Source organism: Streptomyces chumphonensis, assembly GCF_014779715.1.
GTDB lineage: Bacteria > Actinomycetota > Actinomycetes > Streptomycetales > Streptomycetaceae > Streptomyces > Streptomyces chumphonensis.
In genome coordinates, this window is the sequence record NZ_JACXYU010000022.1 from 24,489 (window position 1) to 47,527 (window position 23,039).

Below are 23,039 nucleotides of genomic sequence, written 5' to 3' on the forward strand. Positions count from 1 at the left end.
CGACGGCGCGGCGCCTTGGCCCCCGGCCGCCCGTCGTCAGCCGTGGGCCGCGACCAGGGGGTCGAGGCGGGCGTCCGGGAACTCGCGGGCGAAGGAGTTGGCCTGCCACAGGTCGGGGAAGAGGGCCAGCACGTCCTTGTCCCGCAGCCGCGTCATGGCCTCGCCCCGCACCAGGCGGGAGCGGTTGAGCTGCTCGGCGCCGGCGGCGTCGGTGGCCCGGGCCAGGTGGTAGGGCAGCGGTTCCAGCCGCACCGGGGCCGAGAACTCCCCGGCCATCCGGTGGGTGACGACGTCGAACTGCATGGGGCCCACGGCCGCCAGCACGGGCGCCTGCTCGCCGCGCACGTCCGAGACGAGGACCTGGACGACACCCTCCTCGTCCAACTGCGCGATGCCGCGCCGGAACTGCTTGGTGCGGCTGATGTCGGCGGGCCGGGCGACGGCGAAGTGCTCCGGGGCGAAGGTGGGCATGCCGGGGAAGACGGCGGGCCGTTCGGCGTAGAGCGTGTCGCCGACGCGCAGCGCCGAGGCGTTGACGAGGCCGACGACGTCGCCGGGGTAGGCCGTCTCGACGGCGGAGCGGTCCTGGCCGAAGACGCTGTGGGCGTACTTCGTGGCGAACGGCTTCCCGGACGCCGCCCGGGTCACCGTCATGCCGCGCTCGAAGACGCCGGAGCACACGCGCAGGAAGGCGATGCGGTCGCGGTGCGAGCGGTCCATGTTGGCCTGCACCTTGAAGACCAGGCCGGAGAACGACTCCCCCACCGCGCGGGTGCCGCCGCCCTCCAGGGGCCGGTCGCCGGGCGGGGGCGCGAGGTCCACGACGGCGTCCAGCAGGAGGCGCACGCCGATGTTGGACAGGGCGGCGCCGAAGAAGACGGGGGTGCTGCGCCCGGCCAGGAACGCCGCGTGGTCGTGCACGGCGTCGTCCGCCGCGAGGAGTTCCAGCTCCTCGACGGCCTGCTCCCAGTCGGCGCCCTCCTCCAGGGCCGCCCGCTCGGCCGGGACGCTCTCCTCGACGGCCTCCTTGGCGCCGCCGGGGGCACGGGTGTAGCGCAGGAGCGTGCCGGGCTCGCGGACGTCGACCAGGCCGCGCAGGTGTCCCGCGATGCCGACCGGCCACGTCACCGGGGTCGGCTTCAGCCGGAACTCCTGCTCGATCTCGTCCAGCAGCTCCAGGGCCTCACGGCCGGGACGGTCCCACTTGTTGACGAAGGTGATCACCGGGATGCCCCGGTGGCGGCAGACGTCGAAGAGCTTGCGGGTCTGCTCCTCCAGGCCCTTGGCCGCGTCGATGAGCATGACCGCGCAGTCGACGGCGGCCAGCACCCGGTAGGTGTCCTCGGAGAAGTCGGCGTGGCCGGGGGTGTCCAGCAGGTTCAGCACCTGGCCCCGGTGGGCGAACTGGAGCACGGCGGAGGTCACCGAGATGCCCCGGGCCTGCTCCATCTCCATCCAGTCCGACGCCACGCCGCGCCGGTTGCCCTTGCCGTGCACGGCCCCCGCGGAGGTGATGGCCCGCGCGTGCAGGGCGAGCGCCTCGGTCAGCGTCGACTTGCCCGCGTCGGGGTGGCTGATCACGGCGAACGTCCGCCGCCGCGCCGCCTCGGCCCCGGCGGTCGTGGCGGCGCTCATCGCGCGCCCTCCGGCCCCGCGGCCGTCACCCGGTCCGGTGTCGTCCCGTTCGTGCGCAAGCTCGCCACCCACTCGTCCCGCTCGTCGTGCGTCCGTCGTCTCCGTGGGGCCGGGGCGTCCACTCCCCCGTAGTGTCGCACCGCGTGGGCGGGTCGCGTCACGCGTCCCCGCCCGGCCCCCGGCCGCACGACAAAGCTACCCTCCCGTGAGGGGAGGTTCGCACCGCCGGAGCCGGCGCCCCCGGGTCAGGCGGCGGGGGTGCGGGCGACGTAGACGGTGTTGGTGGCGGTGCCGCCCTGGAGCGGGTTGTCGAAGGCGACGACGTGGGCGGCCGACTGCGCGAAGACCTCCGCGAGGACGCGGCCGAAGGACTCGCTGGGCGGGTCGTTCGACCACAGCGCGAAGACGCCGCCGGGGCGCAGGCGGGCGGCGAGGGCGCGCAGCCCGGCGGGCTCGTAGAACGGCGCGTGGTCCGGGTGCAGGACGTGGTCCGGCGCGTGGTCGACGTCGAGGAGGACGGCGTCGAAGCGGCGGCCCGGCGCGTCGGGGTCGAAGCCGGCGTCCTCCACCATGGCGAAGAAGTCGCCGTGCACCAGCCGGCAGCGGGCGTCGGCGGTGAGCTCGGCGCCCAGCGGCACGAGGCCGCGCTCGTGCCAGTCGATCACCTCGCCGAGGGCGTCGACGACCAGCAGCGACCGGACCCGGGTGTCCTCCAGCGCCGTCCGGGCGGTGTACCCGAGGCCCAGGCCGCCGACCACGACGTCCAGCTCGGCGCCGCGCGCGGCCTTGAGCCCCAGCCGGGCCAGCGCCTCCTCCCCGGCGGTGAACAGGCTGGACATGAGGAACTCCTCGCCCAGCTTCACCTCGTACACCTCCACGCCCGAGACCGGCTCGCGACGTCGGCGCAGGCTGATCTCGCCCTTGGGCGTGGGACGCCAGTCGATCTCCTGGAAACGCGCGCTCACGCCGCTCTCGCTCTCTGCCGGTACCGCTGGGGCGGGACGGGGACCGTCACCGCCGCGCCCGCACCGTACCGGTTCCGGCGCGGCGACCGCTCAGCGCGGCGTCCTGCGGCGCCCCATGCGCAGGCCGAGGATCAGCACGGCGCCCAGGAAGACGACGACGCCGATGATCAGCAGGTAGAACAGCCCGTCGATGAGGACGCCGAGGAAGCCCAGCACGACGGCGATCAGGAGGAGGAACAGGAAGAGAGACATGCGGTGTCCCTTCCGGGTGAGGGGGTCCCGGCCGGCCGGGACCCCGGGGGCGGGTCAGCGCCGGGCGAGGCGGCGTTCGCCACCGCTGCCCGGCCGGTGTTCGAGTCCGTAGTGCTGGAAGACGGCGGGTTCGTCCTCCGCGAGCAGCTCCCCGTCGACGTCGATGCTGGGCGCGGTCTTCACCTGCTTCTTCTCCACGGCGACCTTGAGGTACTCCGGGCCGACCCGGGCCTGCGCCAGCGGGACGAAGACGAGGCGGTGCCGGGTGGGCAGGCCGGTCTTCACCGTGCAGAAGGCGGGCGCGTCGGAGGCCGTGTCGACGTAGACGGCCTCCAGCGTGCCGACCTTGTCGCCCTTCACGTCGACGACGTCCCGGCCGCGCCACTCCCGGATGTCGGTGCTGGGGATCACGGGCACTCCTCTCCCTGCGGGTCACCGCACGCGGTACCCCGGAAGCGGCGCGTCATGCCGGGCCGGGAGGGCCAATCCGACGGCGGGGCCGCCGCCCCGGCGGCACCGTGACGCCGGGGCGGCGGGTCTCACGCGGCGGGCGGCTGCTGCCGGAGGGCGATCGCGTTGAGGCGGACGGTGAACCGCGCGGTGTCCTCGACGCCCAGGGCCCGGACCCGCTCCCCGTCCGACGCGACGCGGACGTCGAAGCAGAGGGCGACGGCGTGGACGGCGTCTCCGGTCTCCTCGTCCTGGAGTGCGAGCAACAGGTTGTAGTAGTAGCTCGTGCGCTCCGGGGTGTCCTCGTAGAAGGAGAGGTGGGTGCCCTCCTGTGTCCCCAGGCCGACGAACACGCCGGTGAGCGCCTCCTCGACCCGCGCCCGGAAACGGGCGTTGGTGAACGGCTCCGGGAGGGCCTGGCGCACGGCCTCCATGAGCGAGAGGACCACGACGCTGACGGGGACCGTCTCCTGAAGACCCCAGCCGCGCACGTTGCGCACCGTCGTCGCGTCGGGGACGCGGCTCGCCGCCCGGCTGATCTCACCGAAGTCGAAGTCCACGGTGGCCGGGGCGATGGCGTGCTGGAAGGTGTCGGCGATGCCCTGCGCCCGGCCCTGAGCGGCCGGGCCCACCTCGAAGAGGGTGGTGAACGTGGTCTTCTCGGCGGCGGGCTGGTCGATCATGTGCGTCTCCTCGCTTCGGAACCGATCGCGCCCAGTGGGGAGGAGTATGCCGCCGCACGCCGGGGCGCCCGCAGCCGGGCGGACGCCGCTCTTTTCGAAGCACCCTCTACGCGGAGCCGGGCCGGGCGATCATGAGGACGACCACGATCGCCCACAGCAGGTTGAAGACGCCGGTGCGCATCGCCAGGCTCGCGGCGGTCGCGGCCGGCGTGGGGCGCGGCGTCCCGCCGTCGCTGTCGGGCGGCGGGCCGTCGGCGGGGTGGCCGAGCAGGTGCCGCTGGACCGGGAGGATCGCCAGCGCCAGCAGCAGCGCGGCGGCCGTGGTCAGGAGCATCGACGCGATCAGCCAGGCGTCGGTGAGGACGCCGAGCGCGGACCCGGTGGCCATGCCGAGGACGGGCACGGCGAGCCCGGCGACGGCGTAGGTGCGGCAGACGCGGTGGAGGAACGCCGCGACGCCGGCGGCACGCTCCCGGCCCTCCTCCGCTACGTCCTCCCCCGCTCCGCCCCGCGCCCGCAGCGCGTAGCGGGGGAAGAGGGAGGCCGCGACCGCCAGGGTGCCCACGGCCAGGATGGCGGCGAGCACGTGCAGGGACAGCAGGAGCGTCGGGAACGCGGCCATGGGGCACCTCCGAGGAGTACGTCGGCAACATATTGGCTCCCAATAGATAACATGCCTACCTTCTGCCGGGTAGAGTGGCCCGCCATGAGGACAGACGCGGTGCGCGGCCACCTGGACGGAATCCTCCTGGCCGTGCTCGAACCGGGCCCGCTGCACGGCTACGCGATCATCACGGCCGTGCAGCGGCGCAGCGGCGGCGTGCTGGAGTTGCGGACGGGGACGATCTACCCGGCCCTCCAGCGCCTGGAGCGGCTGGGTCTGCTGCGGAGCCACTGGGACGCGGTGGGCGAGCGGCGGCGGCGCTGCTACGCCCTGACCGACGCGGGCCGGGCCGCGCTCACCGAGGAGCGTTCGGCCTGGCGGGAGTTCACGGCGGCGATCGGCGCCGTCCTCGATCCGGCCACCCCCGGGGCCGCGGGCGGCCCTGCGGCCGGCCTCGCCACGTGACCGCCCCCGCCGAGGCGCCGGACCCCGTCGACGCCCACGTCGCCGCCCTGTCGGGCCTGCTGCGGGGGCCCCGGCGGCTCACCACCCGCATGCTGGACGAGCTCCGGGACGGCCTGACCGACGCCGTGGCGGCGCACCGCCGCGACGGGGTTCCGCCGAGGCGGGCCGCCGAACTGGCCGTCCGCGCGTTCGGCGCGCCGGAGGAGCTCGCCCCCGCCTTCCAGCGGGAACTGACGATCGCCCAGGCCCGGCGCACCGCGCGCTCCGCCGCACTGGCCGTGCCGTTCGCGGCGGCCTGCTGGCTGCTGCTGCGGACGGCCGGCTCCGGCGCCTGGGCCGCCACCTCCGGAGCGTCCCACGCCCTCGCGCTGACGTCCGGGCTCCTCCTCGGCGTGGCCGCCGCCGCGTCCGCCCTGGCCGGCGTCGGCCTGGCGCTGAGCGGACCCCTGGGGCGCCGGCTGCCCACACCCGCCCGACTGCCGAGCATGGTGGCCTGGGCCGGCACGGCGGCGGGCCTCGCCCTGGCGGGGGCCACCGTCGCCCTGGCGCTGCTCGCGCTCCTCGGCGCCACCTGGCCCGCGGCGGTGGCCGCCGGGGCGGTGGCCGCCGCCTCGCACGGGGTCGTCGCGTCGTCGGCCCGCGCCTGCCGCCGGTGCGCCCGGCTGCCCGTGCAACCCGTGCACACATGACAATCGTTTTCAGTTAACCTCGACGGGTCACCCACCCGGCCGTCCGGCCGGTCGTCGAGGAGGTTTCGCCATGGCCGTTCCCAAGCGGAGGATGTCCCGCAGCAACACCCGGCACCGCCGGGCGCAGTGGAAGGCGTCCACGCCCGCACTCGCCCCCGTCACCGTGGACGGGTCGACGTACCTCGTTCCGCAGCGGCTGCTGAAGGCCTACGAGCGCGGGCTCCTGCGCCCCGAGGGCTGACCCGCGCCCCGGGCGGCGGCCTCGGCGAGGACGGGACCGTAGGCACGGAAGAGCCGTGGCCCGGTGGCCGGTTCCGGCGGTGTCAGCCGGGACCAGCAGGCGGCGGTGAGCTCCCGGGCCCGGGGGCCGGGCCACCGGGCGGGGAGCAGCTCCGGGGGGAGGAGCGGGTCGGGCTCGTGCGCCCGGGTGAACTCGCTGATCAGCGCGACGGCCATGGCCAGACGCTCGGCGCCGTCCGGCGCCGGGCCCGCGTCGAGGCGGTCGAGTTGCCACCGGGCGAGCGCGGCGAGCCGTTCGTGGCGCGGGGCGATCTCCTCCAGCGGCCAGAGCCCGGCGGCGAGGTCGCGAGGCTCGGTCAGCGCACCGACCCGCAGGTCACGGCTGGTGAGGACGGTCAGCCCGGCGGCCGCGCCGAGCCGCTGGGCGGCCTCCTCGACGAGCGCCGTCACGGCGTTGGCGCAGACGTACAGGCCGCCCTGTACCGCCGCGGCACCCAGGTACACCAGAGTGGAGCGGAGTTCGTCGCGCACGGCGCGGGCCGACTCGGGGATGGCGAAGGCGAACAGCCGCCAGGTCCCGTCCCAGGGGGCCAGGCCCTGGTCCTGACGGTAGGCGTGGCGGACGAACTCCAGGTTGACGGCGAGGGTCTCGGCGGTCCCCGGAGAGGCGTGCAGGACCGCCCTGCGGCCCCGGCCGTGCTGACTGAAGCGACCCTCGGCGACCAGCCGTTTGACACACAGCCGCACCTGCTGGTCGGTCATGCCCAGGGCCCCGGCCACGGCGTACAGCTCGTCGGCGGGCACCGTGGAGTCCGGGCGGACCAGGGCGTGCACCAGCATCCGGGTGGAGACCTCGGGGACGGGGGCCTCGGGGACGGATTCCGTGCGCGGCGTGGGCATGGGGTGAGGATAGGCGGGCCGCCGGGCCGGTTCAGCCGTGGCCATCGGCCCCGCGGCCCGTCGGGCGGCCGTCGGTGGAGCGGCGCATGGTCGTGACGGCGGTGAACCCCATCAGGCGGCGCAGGTACGGGGTGCGCTGGGTGGGCCCGGCGGTGAAGCCGCGCCGCTCGTAGAGGGCGCGGGCCCGCGGGTTGGTGTCGATGACGTCGAGCCGGACGGTGGAGCGGCCGTGGTCGGCGGCGAGCCGGACCACCTCCTCCAGCAGCATGCCGCCGATGCCGCCGCCCCGGTGCCCGGCGTCCACCGCGATCCCGTCCATCACCAGTTCCCCGGCGGCGGGGGTGCGCTCCAGGAGGGCGAGCAGCGCCAGGCGCGGCAGCCCCCGGAAGAGGCCGTAGGCGTCCAGGACGGCCCGGGTGTCGCCGCCGGTGAGGCCGCGTCCGTCGAGCTGGTATCCGGCCACGCCCACGACCGCGCCGCCGACCAGGGCCACGACGGCGCGGTCCCGGTGCAGATGGGCGGCGAGGAAGCGCCTCCCGGCCTCCGGGGGTCCGAGGGCGGGCCCGAGTTTGCGCCCGAAGGCCTCCCAGTACAGCTCGGCCACCCGTTCCTCGGCGCCGGCCGGCACCTCGCGTCCGATCACGATCGGCCCGCCTGTCGCCTCCGCCATGACCCGCCCTTCCTCGTTCCGCTCACCGCGGCTGGTTTCCGCTTCCATGATGACAGCCAAACTATCACTGCGCTACGTTCGTTCCGAAAACGATCGTAGCGAGCATGAGCGAAAACAGGAGGGGATGTGCTGCCCGCACCCCGCACGAAGCCGACGGAACCCGCCACCGCGCAGGCGGAACCGCGCCGACTCGTCCACCTGGACGCCCTGCGCGGATTCGCCCTGTTCGGGATCCTGATGGTGAACATCACCTACCTCGCCTCGACCTACCACGGCGGAGCGGTGCCGGACCCCGCCTTCACCGGCGCCGTGGACCACGTCACCCGCTTCCTCGTCACGATGCTGTTCGAGGCCAAGTTCTACCTGCTGTTCTCGTTCCTCTTCGGGTACGGCTTCACCCTGCAACTCAACTCCGCCGCCCGCTCCGGAGCCCGCTTCACCCCCCGGTTCCTGCGCCGCCTCGGCGGGCTCTACGTCCTCGGCACCCTGCACGCCGTGCTCCTCTTCCCCGGTGACATCCTCACCACGTACGCCGTGCTCGGCCTGGTGCTCCTGTGGCTGCGCCGGCTGTCCCCGGCGGCGGCGGTCCGGATCGCCGTCGGCCTCTTCGCCTGCGCCGCGCTCCTCTACCTGGCCCTGGGGACGTACCTGGCGGCCACCGGCGCGGGCGGCCCGGCCCCGGCCGAGGTCGCCGCCGCGTCCGAGCAGGCCGCCGAGGCCCTGCGGGGCACTCCGGCCGAGGTGGTCGGCGCCCACCTGGACCAGCTGCCCGACGTCGCGTTCCTGCTCCTCTTCTTCCAGATGCCCGCCGCCCTCGCCTGCTACCTCCTGGGCCTGGCCGCCGGACGGCGCGAGCTGCTCGCCGTGATCACCCGCCACCGGCGCACCCTGGCCCGCGTCCAGTGGGTCGGCTACCCGGTGGGCCTGGCGGGGGGCGCCTTCTACGCCTACGCCTCCCTGCACCGCGGCGACGACGCCGCCCACCTGCTCGCCCTCGGGGTGGACATGATCACCGCCCCCGTGCTCGCCGCCGCCTACGGGGCCACCGTGCTGCGGCTGCTCTCCACCCTGCGCGGACGCCGGCTGCGCAGGGTGCTGGCGCCGGTCGGCACCATGACGCTGACGCACTACCTCACCCAGTCGCTGGTCTGCGCCCTGCTCTTCACCGGCTACGGCGCCGCGCTGGTGAACAGGGTCTCCCCCCTCATGCTGGTCGCGGCGGCCGTCGCGCTGTTCGGCGCCCAGGCGCTCGCCAGCCGCCGGTGGCTGCGACGCCACCGCTACGGGCCCGCCGAGTGGCTCCTGCGCGCCGTCACCCTGGGCGCCAGGCCCCCCGGCCGGGGCCGTCACGCGACCCGCCCCGGCGGCGGAAGCGGCACCGGGGCGTAGGAGCGCGGTGCGGACGTCCGGCCGCCGGGGTCGGACCGGCCCGGCGCGGATCATGGGAAACTGGCCGCATGACGAAGGCCGAGGCACGGGTGCGGGCGCCCGAGGAGTCCGGACAGGACGCCGCCCCGTGCTGCCCCCCGCTGAGCGAGCGCCCCCTCACGGCCGAGGAGGCCGAGACGACGGCGGCGATGTTCAAGGCACTCGGCGACCCCGTCCGGCTGCGGCTCTTCTCCCTCGTCGCCTCGCACCCCGGCGGGGAGGCCTGCGTGTGCGACATCTCGGACGTCGGCGTCTCCCAGCCCACCGTGAGCCACCACCTGAAGAAGCTGCGCCAGGCCGGGCTGCTGACCGCCGAACGGCGCGGCACCTGGGTCTACTACCGGGTGGCCCCCGCCGTCCTGGCCGCGCTGTCCGGCGCCCTCACCCCCCGCCCCTGACCGACCCCGCCGCCGCGCCACCGGCCGCCCCGCCGGGACGGCCGGTGGCGGGGGTCAGGGGTGGTGGTCGGAGGGGATGCGCTCCTCGGCGGGCGGCGGGCCCGGCGGCGTCCCGTCGCCGAAGGGGCGGCCGCCGAGCTGTTCGCGGTGGTGGGGGGTCGTCCAGCCGGAGAGGTCGGGTCCGGCCGGGAGGATGCCGGTCGGGTTGATGCCGGTGTGCACGAGGTAGTAGTGCCGCTTGATGTGGTCGAAGTCGACCGTGTCACCGAAGCCGGGCGTCTGGTAGAGGTCCCGCACGTACGCCCACAGCACCGGGTCCTCGGCGAGCTTGGAGCGGTTGCACTTGAAGTGGTTGTGGTAGACGGCGTCGAAGCGCACCAGGGTGGTGAACAGCCGGATGTCGGCCTCGGTGAGGGTGTCGCCGACGAGGTAGCGGCGGTCGCGCAGCCGCTCGGAGAGCAGGTCCAGCCGACGGAAGACGTCGGCGTACGCCGTCTCGTACTCGCCTTGCCGCGTGGCGAAGCCGGCGCGGTAGACGCCGTTGTTGACGTCGCGGTAGACGCCGTCCATAACCGCGTCGATCTCCTCGCGCAGCGGCTCCGGGTACAGGTCGGGGGCGCCGGGCCGGTGCAGGGCCGTCCATTCGGTGGCGAGGTCGAGGGTGATGCGCTGGTAGTCGTTGGTGACGAGCCGCCCGCTGGGGACGTCGACCACCGCCGGGACGCTCACGCCGCCCGTGTACTCCGGTTCGCGGGCGTGGTAGGCCTCGCTGAGGAAGCGGATGCCGAGCACGGGGTCGCGGCCTTCGGGGTCGAGGGTGAAGCGCCAGCTCCGGTCGTCCTGGATCGGGTCGGCGACGGCGAGCGGCAGGGCCGCCTCCAGGCCGAGGAGCCGCCGGGACACCAGGGCGCGGCTCGCCCACGGGCAGGCGCGGCTGACGACGAGCCGGTAGCGGCCCGCCTCCACGGGCCAGCCGTCCTCACCGGCGGCCGTGATCCGGTCGGTGAAGTGGCTCGGCGCCCGCTTGAACGCCTTCCGGCCGTACTCCGTGTTGCCGTCCGTCATCGGCCGCCCTCTCCTCTGCGCTGTACGGGATGGTCCCGGTACGTGTTGCCCGGCGGCGTGACGTGACACATGGAAGCGGAATCCGTCCTGCCGTACGATGCGGTCCGGTCCGTCCCGCCTCGCCCGTGCCGCGGGTACGCCCAGCCCAGGAGTACAGGTGCCGATCTTCCTCGCCCGCTTCGTGTCCGTACTGCGGGCCCGGCTGCGCGGCTGGCGCGCCGCGCTCACGGTCGCGCTCACGGTCTTCGGCACGAGCTGGATCGCGATGGAGCTCGTGGAGCCGGAGGCGAACGGCATCACCGCGCCGGGCACCTACTGGTGGTGGTTCCTCATCACCGCCTCGACCGTCGGGTACGGCGACTTCTTCCCGGAGTCGGCGCCCGGCCGGATCGTCGGCGCCTACGTCATCATCGGCGGCATCGCCACCCTGACGATCCTGTTCACCGAACTGTCCACCCACATCCAGACGCTGCGGAGCAAGCGCTTGAAAGGCATGGTTGACGTGGACCTCAGCGGCCACATCGTCGTGCTCGGCTACCTGCCGGGCCGCACCGAGCGGATCGTGCACCAGCTGCGGGTCGAGGACGGGCACGCGGTGGTGCTGTGTGCGTGGGACGAGGTCGCCGAGCACCCCATGGCCGGGGAGGACGGGGTGGCCTTCGTCCGGGGCGACCTGGGGGACGCCGCGACGCTGGAGCGGGCGGGCGTCGGGCGCGCCCGGACCGTCGTCGTCGACGCGCGGGACGACAACGAGGCCCTCGCCCTCGCCGTGACCGTCGACCACCTGGCCCCGGACGTCCACCTGGTCGTGGCCCTGCGGGACATGAACCGCTGTGAGCGGCTGCGCTACGTCAGCCCGAAGGTCCAGTGCGTGCAGTGGCACATGCCGAACCTGGTGGCGGACGAGGCGCTCGACCCGGGCATCACCGAGGTCTACAGCGAACTGATGGACAGCTCCGGGGGCGGCAACACGTACTCCGTGACGCTGCCCCCGGCGCTGGAGGGCCGCACGTTCGGCGCGTGCCAGGCCCACTTCGGGGAGCGGTACGACGCCACGGTGATCGCCGTCCGCCAGGGCGACCGCACGGCCGTCAGCCCGCCCTGGAACGAGCCGCTCCGGCCCGGGGCACTGCTCTACTACCTGGCCGAACGGCGCATCGACGTCGGCGGCCTCACCGGCGCCGCCCCCGGCCGCCGCTGATCCCACCACGGCGACGCGCCCGGCTCCCCGTCGGGGGCCGGGCGCGGGCGCCGGGCGCCAGGTCGGGCGGGCGGGTGTCAGCGGCCGATGGCGCCGCCGTCCTTGCGCCAGACGGCGACGACCGAGGGACGGTTGAGGCGGCCGGGGCCGTCGGGCCACTGCGAGAGCGGGTTCTCCGCCGAGGCGCCGTCGATCTCACCGGGGTGCTGCACGGCGACGAGCACCCGGCGCTCCTGCACGATCGGACCGCAGGTCTCGGCCCCGGCGGGGACGGTGAGGAACTGCTTCACCTCGCCCCGGTCGCGGCCGTGCGTGGCCACGCCGAAGAGGCCGTCGTGGTTGCCCAGCGCGTTGCCGTCGGTGGAGATCCACAGGTTGCCGTAGGCGTCGAAGGTCAGGTTGTCCGGGCAGGAGATGGGGCTGACCCGGTCCTTGGGGAAGCCGCCGTAGTACGTCGACTCGTCCGCCGGGTCGCCGCAGACCAGGAACAGCCGCCAGGAGAACCGTTCCGCCCCCGGGTGGTTCCAGTGCTCCGCCAGCTCCAGGACCTGGCCGTGCTTGTTGCGGTTGCGCGGGTTGGCCTCGTCGGGTCCGGGACGGCCGGCGGTGCCGCGCTGGGAGTTGTTGGTCAGCGCGACGTAGACGCGGCCGGTGCGCGGGCTGGGCTCGACGTCCTCGGGCCGGTCCATCGCGGTGGCGCCCACCTTGTCCGCCGCGAGGCGGGTGAAGACGTACACCTCCTCGGCCGTCATCCCCTCGACGTAGGAGCGGTCGCCGGAGGCGAGCTTGATCCACTCCCCGGAGCCGTCGAACGCGCCGTCGCGCGGGAGTCCGCCGTCGCCGTCGATCTCGCCGGGGCTGTCGCCGGTGAGCCGGGCGACGTAGAGGGTGCCCTCGTCGAGCAGCGTCATGTTGTGCTCGCGGGCCCAGCGGCTGTTGCCCCGGCGCATGCGCTTGCTGGAGACGAACTTGTACAGGTAGTCGAACCGCTCGTCGTCGCCCATGTAGACGACCGGCCGGCCGTCGGCGGTGAGCTGCGGCTCCGCACCCTCGTGCTTGAAGCGGCCCAGCGCGGTGCGCTTGCGCGGCGTGGACTCGGGGTCGTACGGGTCGACCTCGACGACCCAGCCGAAGCGGTTGGCCTCGTTGGGCTCCTTGGCGAGGTCGAAGCGGTCGTCGAACCGCTCCCACTTGCGGCCGGTGGTACCGCCGGTCATGCCGTAGCGGGCCAGCCGCTCCTTGGTGGCCGGGTCGGTGACCGAGGCCGCGTTGGCGAAGTACTGGTTGAAGTTCTCCTCGCCGCTGAGCACGGTCCCCCACGGCGTGGTGCCGCCCGCGCAGTTGTTGAGCGTGCCGAGGACGGTGCGGCCCCGCCGGTCGGCGGAGGTCTTCAGCAGCGCGCTGCCGGCCGCCGGGCCGGTCAGCTCGAACGGCGTGCCGTTGTGGAAGCGGCGGTTCAGCCGGTGCCGCCGGACGGGCGTGAGGCGGCCGGAGCGGCGCTCCTCCTCCACGACGACGACCGACAGGCCGTGGGCGGCCCAGGCGATCTCCACCTGCTCGCGGGTGGGGTTCTCCGGGTCGTACCCGGCGAACATGATCTCCTCGTTGGTGTACTCGTGGTTGGCGAAGAGCACCTGGCGGTGCCGCTCGCCGCGCAGCGGCAGCAGGGTGAGGAAGTCGTTGTTGTAGCCGAACTGGCCGGCCTGCGCACGGGCCGTCTGACGGTCGGGGTCGAAGGCCGGCGCGCCGCGCAGGATCGGGTCGCCCCAGCCGATCACGAGGCCCTGCTCGTACCCCTCGGGGACGGTGACGGCGTCCCGCGTGTTCGGGGCCACCGGCTCGAACCGCAGGCCCTTCGCCCCGTGGCCCCGCCCTCTCCCCGGCCATCCGCCGTCGCCACCTCTCCCGTGCGCGACGGCCTCCGGGGCGGCGCCCAGCGTCGCGCCCCCGGCGGCCGCGGCGACGGTGGCCACCGCCCCCGCACGCAGCATCGAGCGCCGGGAGAGGCCGGCGACGATGTCGCCGAAGTACGCGTTCCCGCTCCGGTTCGGCACCTCCTGGAAGCAGGCGTCCCCGCAGCGGTAGTGACAGGTCATGGCGGACCGACCGCCGGGGTGGGTGGTGAGCAGCGGCAGTTGCTTGCGCATGGGCAGACCTCTCCGTCTTCAGCCGTACTCGGCGGAAACTAGGTCCTCACCCCTACCCCCGGGCGTGGTGGCGGTGAACCCGCCGTGAACCGGAACCGGCCAACGCCGCCCCCGGGAGGCGCCCGGCCGCCTCTTCGGAGCGCGCGGGCGCGCCGTCGCGGACCGTTAGGATTTCGCATATGGCGGCCACTGGAACAGAGCAGCGGGGCGGGGCGTACTACGTCACGACCCCGATCTACTACGTGAACGACGCTCCCCACCTGGGCCACGCCTACACGACCGTCGCAGGCGACGTGCTCACCCGCTGGCACCGCCAGCGGGGCGAGAAGGTGTGGTACCTCACCGGCACGGACGAGCACGGTCAGAAGATCATGCGCACCGCCGAGGCGAACGGCGTGTCGCCCCAGGAGTGGTGCGACAAGCTGGTGGAGGAGGCGTGGAAGCCCCTCTGGCAGCACCTGAACATCGCGAACGACGACTTCATCCGGACGACCGAGCCGCGGCACACCGCGCGCGTCCGGGAGTTCGTGCAGGACCTGTACGACAAGGGCGAGATCTACCGCGGCGGCTACGAGGGCCCCTACTGCGTCGGCTGCGAGGAGTACAAGGCCACCGGCGACCTGCTGGACGGCGAGGACGGCGCCAAGCTGTGCCCGATCCACAAGAAGCCCGTGGAGATGCTCCAGGAGGAGAACTACTTCTTCAAGCTCTCCGAGTACGGCCCGAGACTGCTGGAGCACTACGAGCGGAACCCCGGCTTCATCCAGCCGGAGTCGGCGCGCAACGAGGTCGTGCAGTTCGTCCGGCAGGGGTTGCAGGACCTGTCGATCTCCCGGTCCACCTTCGACTGGGGCGTGCGCGTCCCGTGGGACGAGAAGCACGTCATCTACGTGTGGATCGACGCCCTCCTCAACTACGCGACGGCCGTGGGCTACGGCGCGGACCAGGAGAAGTTCGAGGGCACCTTCCCCGCCGACGTGCACCTCGTCGGCAAGGACATCCTCCGCTTCCACGCGGTGATCTGGCCCGCGATGCTGATGGCGAACGGCCTGCCCCTGCCGCGACGGATCGCCGCCAACGGCTGGCTGATGGTGGGCGGCGAGAAGATGAGCAAGTCGAACCTGACGGGCATCTCCCCGCACCAGCTCACCGACCACTTCGGCGTCGACGCCTACCGGTGGTACTTCCTGCGGGCCATCGCCTTCGGCAACGACGGCTCCTTCTCCTGGGAGGACTTCTCCGCGCGGTACACCTCGGAACTGGCCAACGACTACGGCAACCTGGCCTCCCGCGTGGCGGCCATGGTCGGCAAGTACTTCGGCGGGACGCTGCCGGAGGCGACGGCCCCCGGGGCGGCCGAGCGGCCCGTCGTCGACGGCCTCGCCCACGCGGTCGCCGAGGCCGACCGGCGCATCGGCGACGAGATGGACTTCGCCGGCGGCATCGCCGCGGTCTTCGACTTCGTCAAGCAGGTCAACGGCTACCTGACCGAACAGGAGCCGTGGAAGGTCGCCAAGGACGACTCCGAGGCCGCGCGCGCCCGGCTGGCGACGATCCTCTACACGGCCGCCGAGTCGCTGCGGGCCACCGCCGTCCTGCTCAACGCCGTCATGCCGGAGACCTCGCAGAAGCTGTGGGAGTCGCTCGGCGCCGAGCCGCACCTCGGACCGCTCGCCGACCAGCGCGTGCGGGACGCCGGCCGCTGGGGCCTGCTGCCCCCGGGCGCCACGGTCACCAAGGGCGCGGTGCTCTTCCCCCGGCTGGAGGAACCGGCCCGCGCCTGACCCCCGCCGCACGCACACCGCGGGGGCGCCCTCCCGGGCCGGGAGGGCGCCCCCGCGGCGCGTCGGTCAGCTCTGCGGCGGCTTCCGCGTGGGCTGCCGCGTGGAAAGGTGCAGCTCCTTCAGCCGCGCCTCGTCGACCTCGCTGGGCGCGCCCATGAGCAGGTCCTGGGCGTTGCCGTTGAGCGGGAAGGCGATCGTCTCGCGGATGTTCGGCTCGTCGGCCAGCAGCATGACGATGCGGTCGATGCCGGGGGCGATGCCGCCGTGCGGCGGGGCGCCGAAGGCGAAGGCGCGCAGCATCCCGCCGAACTCGCGCTCGACGTCCTCCTTGGTGTACCCGGCGATCTCGAACGCCTCGTACATGATCTCCGGCTCGTGGTTCCGGATCGCGCCGGAGGAGAGCTCGACGCCGTTGCAGACGATGTCGTACTGCCAGGCCAGAACGTCCAGCGGGTCCTTCGTGCGCAGCGCCTCCAGACCGCCCTGCGGCATGGAGAACGGGTTGTGGGAGAACTCGATCCGCCCCGTCTCCTCGTCCCGCTCGAACATCGGGAAGTCGACGATCCAGCAGAACCGGAAGACGTCCTCCTCGAAGTGACCGGCGCGGCGCGCGGCCTCGACGCGGACGGCGCCCATGATCTTCGAGACGTCGTCGAAGTCGCCGGCGCCGAAGAAGACGGCCGTCCCGGGCTTGGCGTCGAGCGCGCCGAGCAGCGCGGTGACGTCGTCCTCGGTGAGGAACTTCGCGATCGGCCCGGTCAGTGCCGAGTCCTCGCCGACGCGCACCCAGGCGAGGCCCTTCGCGCCCTGCTCGACGGCGAACTCACCCATCTGGTCGAAGAACTTCCGCGGCTGGTCGGCGGTGTCCGGCACGGCCAGCGCCCGCACGTGCTTGCCCGCGAACGCCTTGAACTCCGAGCCCTCGAAGACGTCGGTGACGTCCACCAGCTCCAGCCGGGCCCGCAGGTCCGGCTTGTCCGAGCCGTACTTCAGCATGGCCTCGCGGAACGGGATGCGCGGGAACGGCGAGGTGACGTGCCGCCCGCCGCCGAACTCCTCGAAGAGGTCGGTCATCACCTTCTCGATGACCTGGAAGACGTCCTCCTGCTCGACGAAGCTCATCTCCATGTCGAGCTGGTAGAACTCGCCCGGCGAGCGGTCGGCGCGGGCGTCCTCGTCACGGAAGCAGGGCGCGATCTGGAAGTAGCGGTCGAAGCCCGCGATCATCAGCAGCTGCTTGAACTGCTGCGGCGCCTGCGGCAGCGCGTAGAACTTCCCGGCGTGCAGGCGGGAGGGCACCAGGAAGTCCCGGGCGCCCTCGGGGGAGGTGGCCGACAGGATCGGGGTGGCCATCTCGTTGAAGCCGAGCGCCGTCATCTTCTGTCGGATCGCGGAGATCACGGCGGTGCGCAGCAGGATGTTGCGGTGCATGCGCTCGCGGCGCAGGTCGAGGAAGCGGTACTCCAGCCGGCGCTCCTCGTTCACCCCGTCCTCGGTGTTGATGGTGAACGGGATCTGCTCGGCCGCGCCGAGCACCTCGACGTCACCCACCTCGATCTCGACGTCGCCGGTGGGCAGCTCCGGGTTGACGTTGTCGGCGCCGCGCGAGGCCACCGTGCCGTCGATGCGGACGACGGTCTCCTTGGTGAGGTGGCTCAGCGCCTCGTTGGCCGGGGTGCCGGGCCGGGCCACGAGCTGGACCAGGCCGTAGTGGTCGCGCAGATCGATGAAGAGGATGCCGCCCAGGTCACGACGATTGTGCAGCCAGCCGCTCAGCCGGACGTCCTTGCCGACGTCCTGCGATCGGAGCTCGCCGCAGTGGTGGGACCGGTACCGATGCATCATTCATCCAAGTCGTCAGAGCCGGGTCGTACGGGATTCGGGAGAAGGCCGCGCTGTACCGGCCTCCCGGCGCCCTTCAGCGTACCGTCCGAGCCCGGCCCGCCGCCCCGGCCCGAGGACGCCCGCCGGGCACGCCCGACCCCACCGGACGGCCCCGGTCCGCCGGGCGGGAGGAACGCGGTCTTCCTACAGTGGGGCACATGCGCACCGACCAGGGCGCCTCCCCGCCACAGGTGGACGAGGTGCTGGACGCGACCGGGACCGGCATGTGGCGGTGGGACCACGTGGCCGGCCTGGTGACCCTCGACGCGCGGGCCGCCCGGCTCATGGGGCTGAAGCCGGAGCCGGCCACGGTGCCCACGGCCGCCGTCCGGGCCCGGCTGCACGCGGTGGACTTCGTGGAACTCGACCGCATCATCACCCTGGCCGCCGCCGAGGGCGGCATCGCGGAGGAGCGGCTGCGCGTGGTCGGCGACGACGGGGGCGTGCTGCGCACGGTCCGCGCGCGGCTGCGCTACCTGAACACCCGGACGAACGGTCCGCGACGCCGGGGCGCGGGCGCGGGGGCCGTCCTGCTGGGCACGCTGGTGGAGGCGCCCGAGAACGCCTCCGGCCAGTCGGCGGTCACCGGGGACTGGCGGCGGGCGCGCGAGGCGTTCCTGCTGGACGCGGGCCGGGCGCTGGCCGAGGCCCGCTCCACGACCGAGGTGCTGCGCGTCGCGGCGAACCTGGCGATGCCGGGCTTCTCCCCCGACGGGATGGCCGTCTTCGGCGTCAGGGGCGACCATCTGTCGGTCATCGGCCACCACGGGCACGGCCCCGGCTCCGAGGCGGCCTTCACCGACATGCCGCTGACGACGCCGTACCCGGCGACGGAGGTCGTGCGCACGGGCCGGGCGGTCTACCTGGCCGGCCCCGCCGAGTACGAGCGCCGCTTCCCCGTCACCTGGCCGCTGGCGGCGCCCTTCGGCCGGCAGTCCTGGGCGTTCCTGCCGCTGGTGGCGGCCGGGCGCACGGTGGGGGCCTGGATGGCGGCGTTCGGCTCCCGGGTGACGTTCACCCCGGACGAGCGCTCGGTGCTGAGCACCGTCGCGCGCATGCTGGCGCAGGCCCTGTCGCGGGCGTACGTGCGCGAGTCCGAGCAGGAGCTGGCGGCCGGCCTGCAACGCACCATGCGCCCCGTGCACCGGCCGGACATCAAGGGCATGACGGTCGCCGCGCGCTACGTGCCGACCGGCGGCGGTCTCCAGGTGGGCGGGGACTGGTACGACGTCATCCCGCTGCACAGCGGACGCACCGCCCTGGTCATCGGCGACGTGCAGGGGCACGACGTGCGGGCCGCCGCCCTGATGGCGCAGCTCCGCGTGGCGCTGCGCGCCTACGCCTCCGAGGGGCACAGCGCGGAGGCCGTGCTCTCCCGCGCCTCCCGCTTCCTGGCCGGCATGACCCGCGACCACGTGGCGGACGCGGAGGCCGACGCCGGTGACGGCGGGGGCACGGGGGCGGACGGCTCCGTGGCGGACGGCCGGGACGACGCCCGCTTCGCCACCTGCCTCTATATCGAGGCGGACCCGGTGAACGGCACGCTCGACATCGTCCGGGCCGGCCATCCCGACCCGGCCGTCCGGCTGCCCGACGGCACGCTCATGGTCCGGCCGACGGCGGGCGGGCTGCCCCTGGGCATCGACCCGGACACCGACTACCCGACGACGCGGCTGGCGCTCGGCCCCGGCGAGACGCTGATGATGTGCACCGACGGCCTCATCGAGACGGGCGGGCACGACATCGAGAGCGGCTGGGCGCGCATCCGCGCGGTCTTCGCCGAGCGACCGGACGCCGACCTGGAGGAGCTGGCCGACGCCCTGGTGCAGGCCGTCCACGGCCCGCCGTCCCACCACTACGCCGGCCCGCTGACCGACCGCCGGGACGACGACGTCGCGCTGCTCCTCCTCAGCCGCGACGACGTGGTCGGCGTGCCCCGGGGCACCGGGCGCCGGACGGTGCTGAGCGTCGCCCAGACCGACGCGTCCCGCATCGCCGACGCCCGGGGGCAGCTGCGCGACCTGCTCTACGACTGGGCCGCCCCGGACCAGGTGGACGGCGCGGTGCTGATGCTCTCCGAGATGCTGACCAACGTCCTCGTGCACACCGACGGCGACGCCCTGCTGGTCGCCGAGGTCACCGGCGAACGCGGCGGGCGGCGGCTGCGGGTGGAGGTCGCCGACCAGAGCGACGAGCTGCCGCACCGCCGCAACCCCGGCGAGCTGGCCTCCTCGGGGCGCGGGCTCATCCTCATGGACATGCTCGCCGGCTCCTGGGGCGTGGACCCCAGGGGCGAGGGCAAGGCGATCTGGTTCGAGGTCGACGAGGACGCCCCGCCCCCGCACTGGGGCTGAGCGGCTCCCTCCGTGGGGCCGCCCCGACCCGCCGTGGGCGCCGGGCCGTCAGCCTTCGGTGGCCACCGTCCGGGGCGTGGCCGGTATCCGGCCGAGCCGCCCGGACTGGAAGTCCTCGAACGCCTGCACCAGCTCGGCGTGGCTGTTCATGACGAACGGCCCGTAGTGCGCCATCGGCTCGCGGATCGGCTGCCCGCCCAGGAGCACCACGTCGAGGGTGGCGTGGTGGGAGTCCTGGACGTCGTCGGCCCGCACGGTGATCGTCTCCCCGGAGCCGAAGACGGCGGTCTGGCCCAGGTGGATCGGCCGCCGCTCGGCGCCGACGGTGCCGCGCCCGGCCAGCACGTAGGCCAGCGCGTTCCAGTCCCTGCGCCAGGGCAGCGTGACCTGCGCCCCGGGGCTGACGGTGGCGTGGAGCATCGTGATGGGCGTGTGGGTGATGCCGGGCCCCTGGTGGCCGTCCAGGTCACCGGCGATGAGGCGCAGCAGCGCGCCGCCGTCGGCCGACGTCAGCAGCTTGACCTCGCCGCCGCGGATGTCCTGGTAGCGGGGGTCGGTCATCTTCATGGCGGCCGGGAGGTTCACCCACAGCTGGAGGCCGTGGAAGAGGCCGCCGTTCATGACGAGCTCCTCGGGCGGCGCCTCGATGTGCAGCAGCCCGCTCCCCGCGGTCATCCACTGGGTGTCGCCGTTCTGGATCGTGCCGCCGCCGCCCTCGGAGTCCTGGTGCACGAAGGTGCCGTCGATGAGGTAGGTGACGGTCTCGAAGCCGCGGTGCGGGTGCCAGGGGGTGCCCTTCGGCTCGCCCGGCGCGTAGTCCACCTCACCCATCTGGTCCATCATGATGAACGGGTCGAGGTGGTCGTACCGGATGCCGGCGAAGGCACGGCGCACGGGGAAGCCCTCGCCCTCGAAACCGCTGGGCGCCGTGGTGACGGCCAGCACGGGCCGCGCGGCGGACGGCTCGGCCGACGCGGTGACGCGCGGCAGGGTGAGCGGGTTCTCGACGGTGATCGCGGGCATGACGGGCCTCCTCGGACGGTACGTCCAATCTAGTTGAAGCTTGAACGTCTGCCAATGCCGCGTCATTCCCCGGCCGTGCCGGGGTCGGGTGGTCGGCCCCCGCCGGTGGCCGTCGGGCGGGGCCCGCGAGGCCCGCCCGACGGCCGCGCCGCGCCGGACCCGGCGCCGCGCGAGGGCCGGTCAGGCGCGGGAGACGCGCCAGTCGGCGACGTCGGCCGCGCGGTTGTAGTAGGCGTTGGTGCACACGTCGTACTTCCCGCCCGCGGGGCCCACGCCGTTGGTCTCCAGGAACCCGCCGTTGCCGCCGTACACGTTCCACAGGTGGACGGTGTCCCCGATGTGGACGTCGGTGTCCTGGGGGTCGGACGTGCGCGCGAAGATCCGCCACTCGGCGGTGCCCGTGCCCCGGTCGTCGCTCTTGGCGGTGTGGACGTCGTACTTGGCGCCGGCCTTCTTCTGTGCGGCGGAGGCGACCCCGTTGGTGTCCAGGTAGCTGCCCGCCGAGTAGAGGTTGCGCAGAGTGATCAGGTCCCCACTGGCGACGGGCGTGCCGACCGCCTTGCCGGTGGCCGAGGCGACCTCCCAGGTTCCGGTGCCCTGCCCACGGTTCGGGGTGTCGGCGGTGGAGACCCCGTAGACGCCCCCGGTGGCGGAGCTGGCGCCGTTGGTGTCCAGGTAGCCACCGCCCCACGCGTTGTAGGCGTTCTGGAGGTGGATTCGGTCGCCGTACTTGAGCGTCTCAGCCATGAATGGGGTCCCGTTTCTCTGGTCGATGACACACGGCCACCCGTTCACGGGTGGCGCAGTCGATCATTCCGAAGCGAGGAGGGACGGGGAGGGCTTGGCGAGCGGTTCACTCCATCGAGTGATTAACGTCGTCGCGTTGACCGCTCGCGTGCGGGGCGGCCCGGTGCGGTCAGCCGTACATGCTGTGCATCGCGAAGTCGACCATCTCCTCGACGGCCTTGGCGTCGAAGACGACCCGGTGGTCGCCCTCCATGTCCAGGACGAAGCCGTAGCCGGTGGGCAGCAGGTCCAGGACCTCGGCGCCGGTGATCACGAAGTAGCGGGACTCCTTCCCCGCGTACGCGCGCAGCTCCTTCAGCGAGGTGAACATGGGGATGACCGGCTGCTGCGTGTTGTGCAGCGCCAGGAAGCCGGGCGTCTCACCCCGGGGGCAGTACACCCGGGCGTTGTGGAAGATCCCCTGGAAGTCCTCCGGGGAGAGGGCACCGGTGGCGAAGCCGCGGACGGCGTCGGCCAGGGACGGCGGTGACGGCTCCGGGTAGTGCTGCGCCGGCGGCTGGGCGTGCGGCGCCCCGTGCTGCGGCGCCCCGTGCTGGGGCGCTCCGTGCTGCGGCGGGACGCCGTGCTGGTGCGGCGCACCGTGCGGCGGGGGCGCCCCGTAACCCGGCGGTGGCGGCGGCGCCCCGTAGGCGTTCTGCTCGTAGCCGTACATGATGAGAAGGGTAACGAGTCACATCCGGCCGGTTCGGGCTTGCTTGTTATTACCGGCGGGTAGCATGATGGGGTTACTAACTGGTACGCATCCGGAGGACCCAGCCCTCCCCGTCCCTACGGAGCCAGCGCCCATGGGCCACTACAAGTCGAATCTGCGCGACATCGAGTTCAACCTGTTCGAGGTCCTCGGCCGCGAGTCCGTGTACGGGAGCGGGCCGTTCGCCGAGATGGACGTGGAGACCGCCAAGAGCGTGCTCTCCGAGATCGCCCGCCTCTCCGAGAACGAACTGGCCGCCTCCTTCGAGGACGCGGACCGCAACCCGCCCGTCTTCGACCCGAAGACGAACACCGCGCCCGTCCCGGAGTCCTTCAAGAAGAGCTACAAGGCGTACATGGACGCCGAGTGGTGGCGCCTCGGCATCCCGGAGGAGATCGGCGGCACGACGGCCCCGCGCTCCCTGCTGTGGGCCTTCGCCGAGACGATCCTCGGCGCCAACCCGGCGGTGTGGATGTACGCCTCCGGCCCGGCGTTCGCCGGCGTCCTCTTCGAGGAGGGCACCGAGGAGCAGGCCAAGATCGCCCAGTGCATGGTGAACGGCCAGTGGGGCTCCACCATGGTGCTGACCGAGCCGGACGCGGGCTCGGACGTCGGCGCCGGCCGCGCCAAGGCCGTCCGGCAGGAGGACGGCAGCTGGCACATCGAGGGCGTGAAGCGCTTCATCACCTCGGGTGAGCACGACA

The 23,039-nt window shown here is 73.5% G+C and carries 23 protein-coding genes; 9 read left to right on the forward strand and 14 right to left on the reverse strand.

Annotation, left to right across the window (positions count from 1 at the left end; genetic code table 11):
* Window positions 1–36: 36 nt before the first annotated feature.
* The 6 genes from IF129_RS25600 to IF129_RS25625 all read right to left on the reverse strand — a co-directional run bounded on the left by IF129_RS25600 (window position 37) and on the right by IF129_RS25625 (window position 4,607).
* Window positions 37–1,635, reverse strand: a complete 1,599-nt coding sequence (locus IF129_RS25600) for a peptide chain release factor 3 (protein ID WP_191212219.1) — start codon at window positions 1,633–1,635, stop codon at window positions 37–39.
* 245 nt (window positions 1,636–1,880) lie between these two features.
* The gene (locus IF129_RS25605; RefSeq protein ID WP_191212220.1) at window positions 1,881–2,600 is read right to left on the reverse strand and encodes a polyamine aminopropyltransferase; all 720 of its coding nucleotides are present in this window, start codon (window positions 2,598–2,600) and stop codon (window positions 1,881–1,883) included.
* Between the two features lie 90 nt (window positions 2,601–2,690).
* Window positions 2,691–2,852 carry a hypothetical protein gene (locus IF129_RS25610; protein WP_191212221.1) on the reverse strand — a complete coding sequence of 54 codons (162 nt, stop codon included), beginning with the start codon at window positions 2,850–2,852 and terminating at the stop codon, window positions 2,691–2,693.
* 54 nt (window positions 2,853–2,906) lie between these two features.
* Window positions 2,907–3,263: a PRC-barrel domain-containing protein gene (locus tag IF129_RS25615; RefSeq protein ID WP_191212222.1), complete on the reverse strand. Its 357-nt coding sequence runs from the start codon at window positions 3,261–3,263 to the stop codon at window positions 2,907–2,909.
* Window positions 3,264–3,391: 128 nt separating this feature from the next.
* Window positions 3,392–3,985, reverse strand: a complete 594-nt coding sequence (locus tag IF129_RS25620) for a Type-2Aa cytolytic delta-endotoxin (protein WP_191212223.1) — start codon at window positions 3,983–3,985, stop codon at window positions 3,392–3,394.
* Window positions 3,986–4,091: 106 nt separating this feature from the next.
* The gene (locus IF129_RS25625; protein ID WP_191212224.1) at window positions 4,092–4,607 is read right to left on the reverse strand and encodes a hypothetical protein; all 516 of its coding nucleotides are present in this window, start codon (window positions 4,605–4,607) and stop codon (window positions 4,092–4,094) included.
* A gap of 84 nt (window positions 4,608–4,691) precedes the next feature.
* Between IF129_RS25625 and IF129_RS25630 the strand changes: the two genes are divergently transcribed.
* The 3 genes from IF129_RS25630 to rpmF all read left to right on the forward strand — a co-directional run bounded on the left by IF129_RS25630 (window position 4,692) and on the right by rpmF (window position 5,984).
* Complete coding sequence (locus tag IF129_RS25630) at window positions 4,692–5,054, forward strand: PadR family transcriptional regulator (protein WP_191212225.1); 363 nt, start codon at window positions 4,692–4,694, stop codon at window positions 5,052–5,054.
* Entirely contained in the window at window positions 5,051–5,743 is a 693-nt protein-coding gene (locus IF129_RS25635; protein ID WP_191212226.1) for a permease prefix domain 1-containing protein, read from the forward strand. The genes IF129_RS25630 and IF129_RS25635 overlap by 4 nt, the downstream gene beginning before the upstream one ends.
* 70 nt (window positions 5,744–5,813) lie before the next feature.
* Window positions 5,814–5,984: a 50S ribosomal protein L32 gene (rpmF, locus tag IF129_RS25640; protein ID WP_191212227.1), complete on the forward strand. Its 171-nt coding sequence runs from the start codon at window positions 5,814–5,816 to the stop codon at window positions 5,982–5,984.
* On the opposite strand, the gene IF129_RS25645 is transcribed toward rpmF, so the two are convergent.
* Both IF129_RS25645 and IF129_RS25650 read right to left on the reverse strand, forming a co-directional pair.
* Complete coding sequence (locus IF129_RS25645; RefSeq protein ID WP_224755590.1) at window positions 5,951–6,883, reverse strand: PaaX family transcriptional regulator C-terminal domain-containing protein; 933 nt, start codon at window positions 6,881–6,883, stop codon at window positions 5,951–5,953. The two genes, rpmF and IF129_RS25645, sit on opposite strands and share 34 nt — an antisense overlap.
* Before the next feature lie 31 nt (window positions 6,884–6,914).
* Window positions 6,915–7,553 carry a GNAT family N-acetyltransferase gene (locus IF129_RS25650; RefSeq protein ID WP_191212228.1) on the reverse strand — a complete coding sequence of 213 codons (639 nt, stop codon included), beginning with the start codon at window positions 7,551–7,553 and terminating at the stop codon, window positions 6,915–6,917.
* Between the two features lie 126 nt (window positions 7,554–7,679).
* Here IF129_RS25650 and IF129_RS25655 point away from each other — a divergent pair, with 126 nt between their 5' ends.
* The gene (locus IF129_RS25655) at window positions 7,680–8,942 is read left to right on the forward strand and encodes a DUF418 domain-containing protein (protein WP_318153942.1); all 1,263 of its coding nucleotides are present in this window, start codon (window positions 7,680–7,682) and stop codon (window positions 8,940–8,942) included.
* Window positions 8,943–9,010: 68 nt separating this feature from the next.
* Complete coding sequence (locus IF129_RS25660) at window positions 9,011–9,379, forward strand: ArsR/SmtB family transcription factor (protein ID WP_191212229.1); 369 nt, start codon at window positions 9,011–9,013, stop codon at window positions 9,377–9,379.
* Window positions 9,380–9,433: 54 nt separating this feature from the next.
* Here the strand turns inward: IF129_RS25660 and IF129_RS25665 are convergent, their stop codons facing one another.
* Window positions 9,434–10,444 (reverse strand): glutathione S-transferase family protein, encoded by a 1,011-nt coding sequence (locus IF129_RS25665; protein WP_191212230.1) that lies wholly within the window; start codon window positions 10,442–10,444, stop codon window positions 9,434–9,436.
* A gap of 157 nt (window positions 10,445–10,601) precedes the next feature.
* On the opposite strand from IF129_RS25665, the gene IF129_RS25670 reads away from it, so the two are divergent.
* Window positions 10,602–11,645: a potassium channel family protein gene (locus IF129_RS25670; RefSeq protein WP_191212231.1), complete on the forward strand. Its 1,044-nt coding sequence runs from the start codon at window positions 10,602–10,604 to the stop codon at window positions 11,643–11,645.
* Window positions 11,646–11,722: 77 nt separating this feature from the next.
* Here the strand turns inward: IF129_RS25670 and IF129_RS25675 are convergent, their stop codons facing one another.
* Window positions 11,723–13,792, reverse strand: coding sequence for a PhoX family protein (locus IF129_RS25675; RefSeq protein WP_191212232.1), 2,070 nt, complete (start codon window positions 13,790–13,792; stop codon window positions 11,723–11,725).
* A gap of 179 nt (window positions 13,793–13,971) precedes the next feature.
* Between IF129_RS25675 and metG the strand changes: the two genes are divergently transcribed.
* Window positions 13,972–15,576 carry a methionine--tRNA ligase gene (metG, locus tag IF129_RS25680; RefSeq protein WP_191212233.1) on the forward strand — a complete coding sequence of 535 codons (1,605 nt, stop codon included), beginning with the start codon at window positions 13,972–13,974 and terminating at the stop codon, window positions 15,574–15,576.
* 66 nt (window positions 15,577–15,642) lie between these two features.
* Here the strand turns inward: metG and aspS are convergent, their stop codons facing one another.
* Window positions 15,643–17,418 carry an aspartate--tRNA ligase gene (aspS, locus tag IF129_RS25685; protein ID WP_191212243.1) on the reverse strand — a complete coding sequence of 592 codons (1,776 nt, stop codon included), beginning with the start codon at window positions 17,416–17,418 and terminating at the stop codon, window positions 15,643–15,645.
* Window positions 17,419–17,618: 200 nt separating this feature from the next.
* Here aspS and IF129_RS25690 point away from each other — a divergent pair, with 200 nt between their 5' ends.
* Window positions 17,619–19,814, forward strand: a complete 2,196-nt coding sequence (locus IF129_RS25690) for a SpoIIE family protein phosphatase (protein WP_191212234.1) — start codon at window positions 17,619–17,621, stop codon at window positions 19,812–19,814.
* Window positions 19,815–19,862: 48 nt separating this feature from the next.
* Here the strand turns inward: IF129_RS25690 and IF129_RS25695 are convergent, their stop codons facing one another.
* From IF129_RS25695 to IF129_RS25705, 3 genes are all read right to left on the reverse strand, one after another.
* Window positions 19,863–20,837, reverse strand: coding sequence for a pirin family protein (locus tag IF129_RS25695; protein WP_191212235.1), 975 nt, complete (start codon window positions 20,835–20,837; stop codon window positions 19,863–19,865).
* 180 nt (window positions 20,838–21,017) lie between these two features.
* Window positions 21,018–21,584 (reverse strand): hypothetical protein, encoded by a 567-nt coding sequence (locus tag IF129_RS25700; protein WP_191212236.1) that lies wholly within the window; start codon window positions 21,582–21,584, stop codon window positions 21,018–21,020.
* Window positions 21,585–21,753: 169 nt separating this feature from the next.
* Window positions 21,754–22,296 carry an SseB family protein gene (locus tag IF129_RS25705; protein WP_191212237.1) on the reverse strand — a complete coding sequence of 181 codons (543 nt, stop codon included), beginning with the start codon at window positions 22,294–22,296 and terminating at the stop codon, window positions 21,754–21,756.
* Window positions 22,297–22,429: 133 nt separating this feature from the next.
* Between IF129_RS25705 and IF129_RS25710 the strand changes: the two genes are divergently transcribed.
* A partial coding sequence (locus IF129_RS25710) for an acyl-CoA dehydrogenase family protein (RefSeq protein ID WP_191212238.1) occupies window positions 22,430–23,039 on the forward strand: 610 nt, incomplete at its 3' end.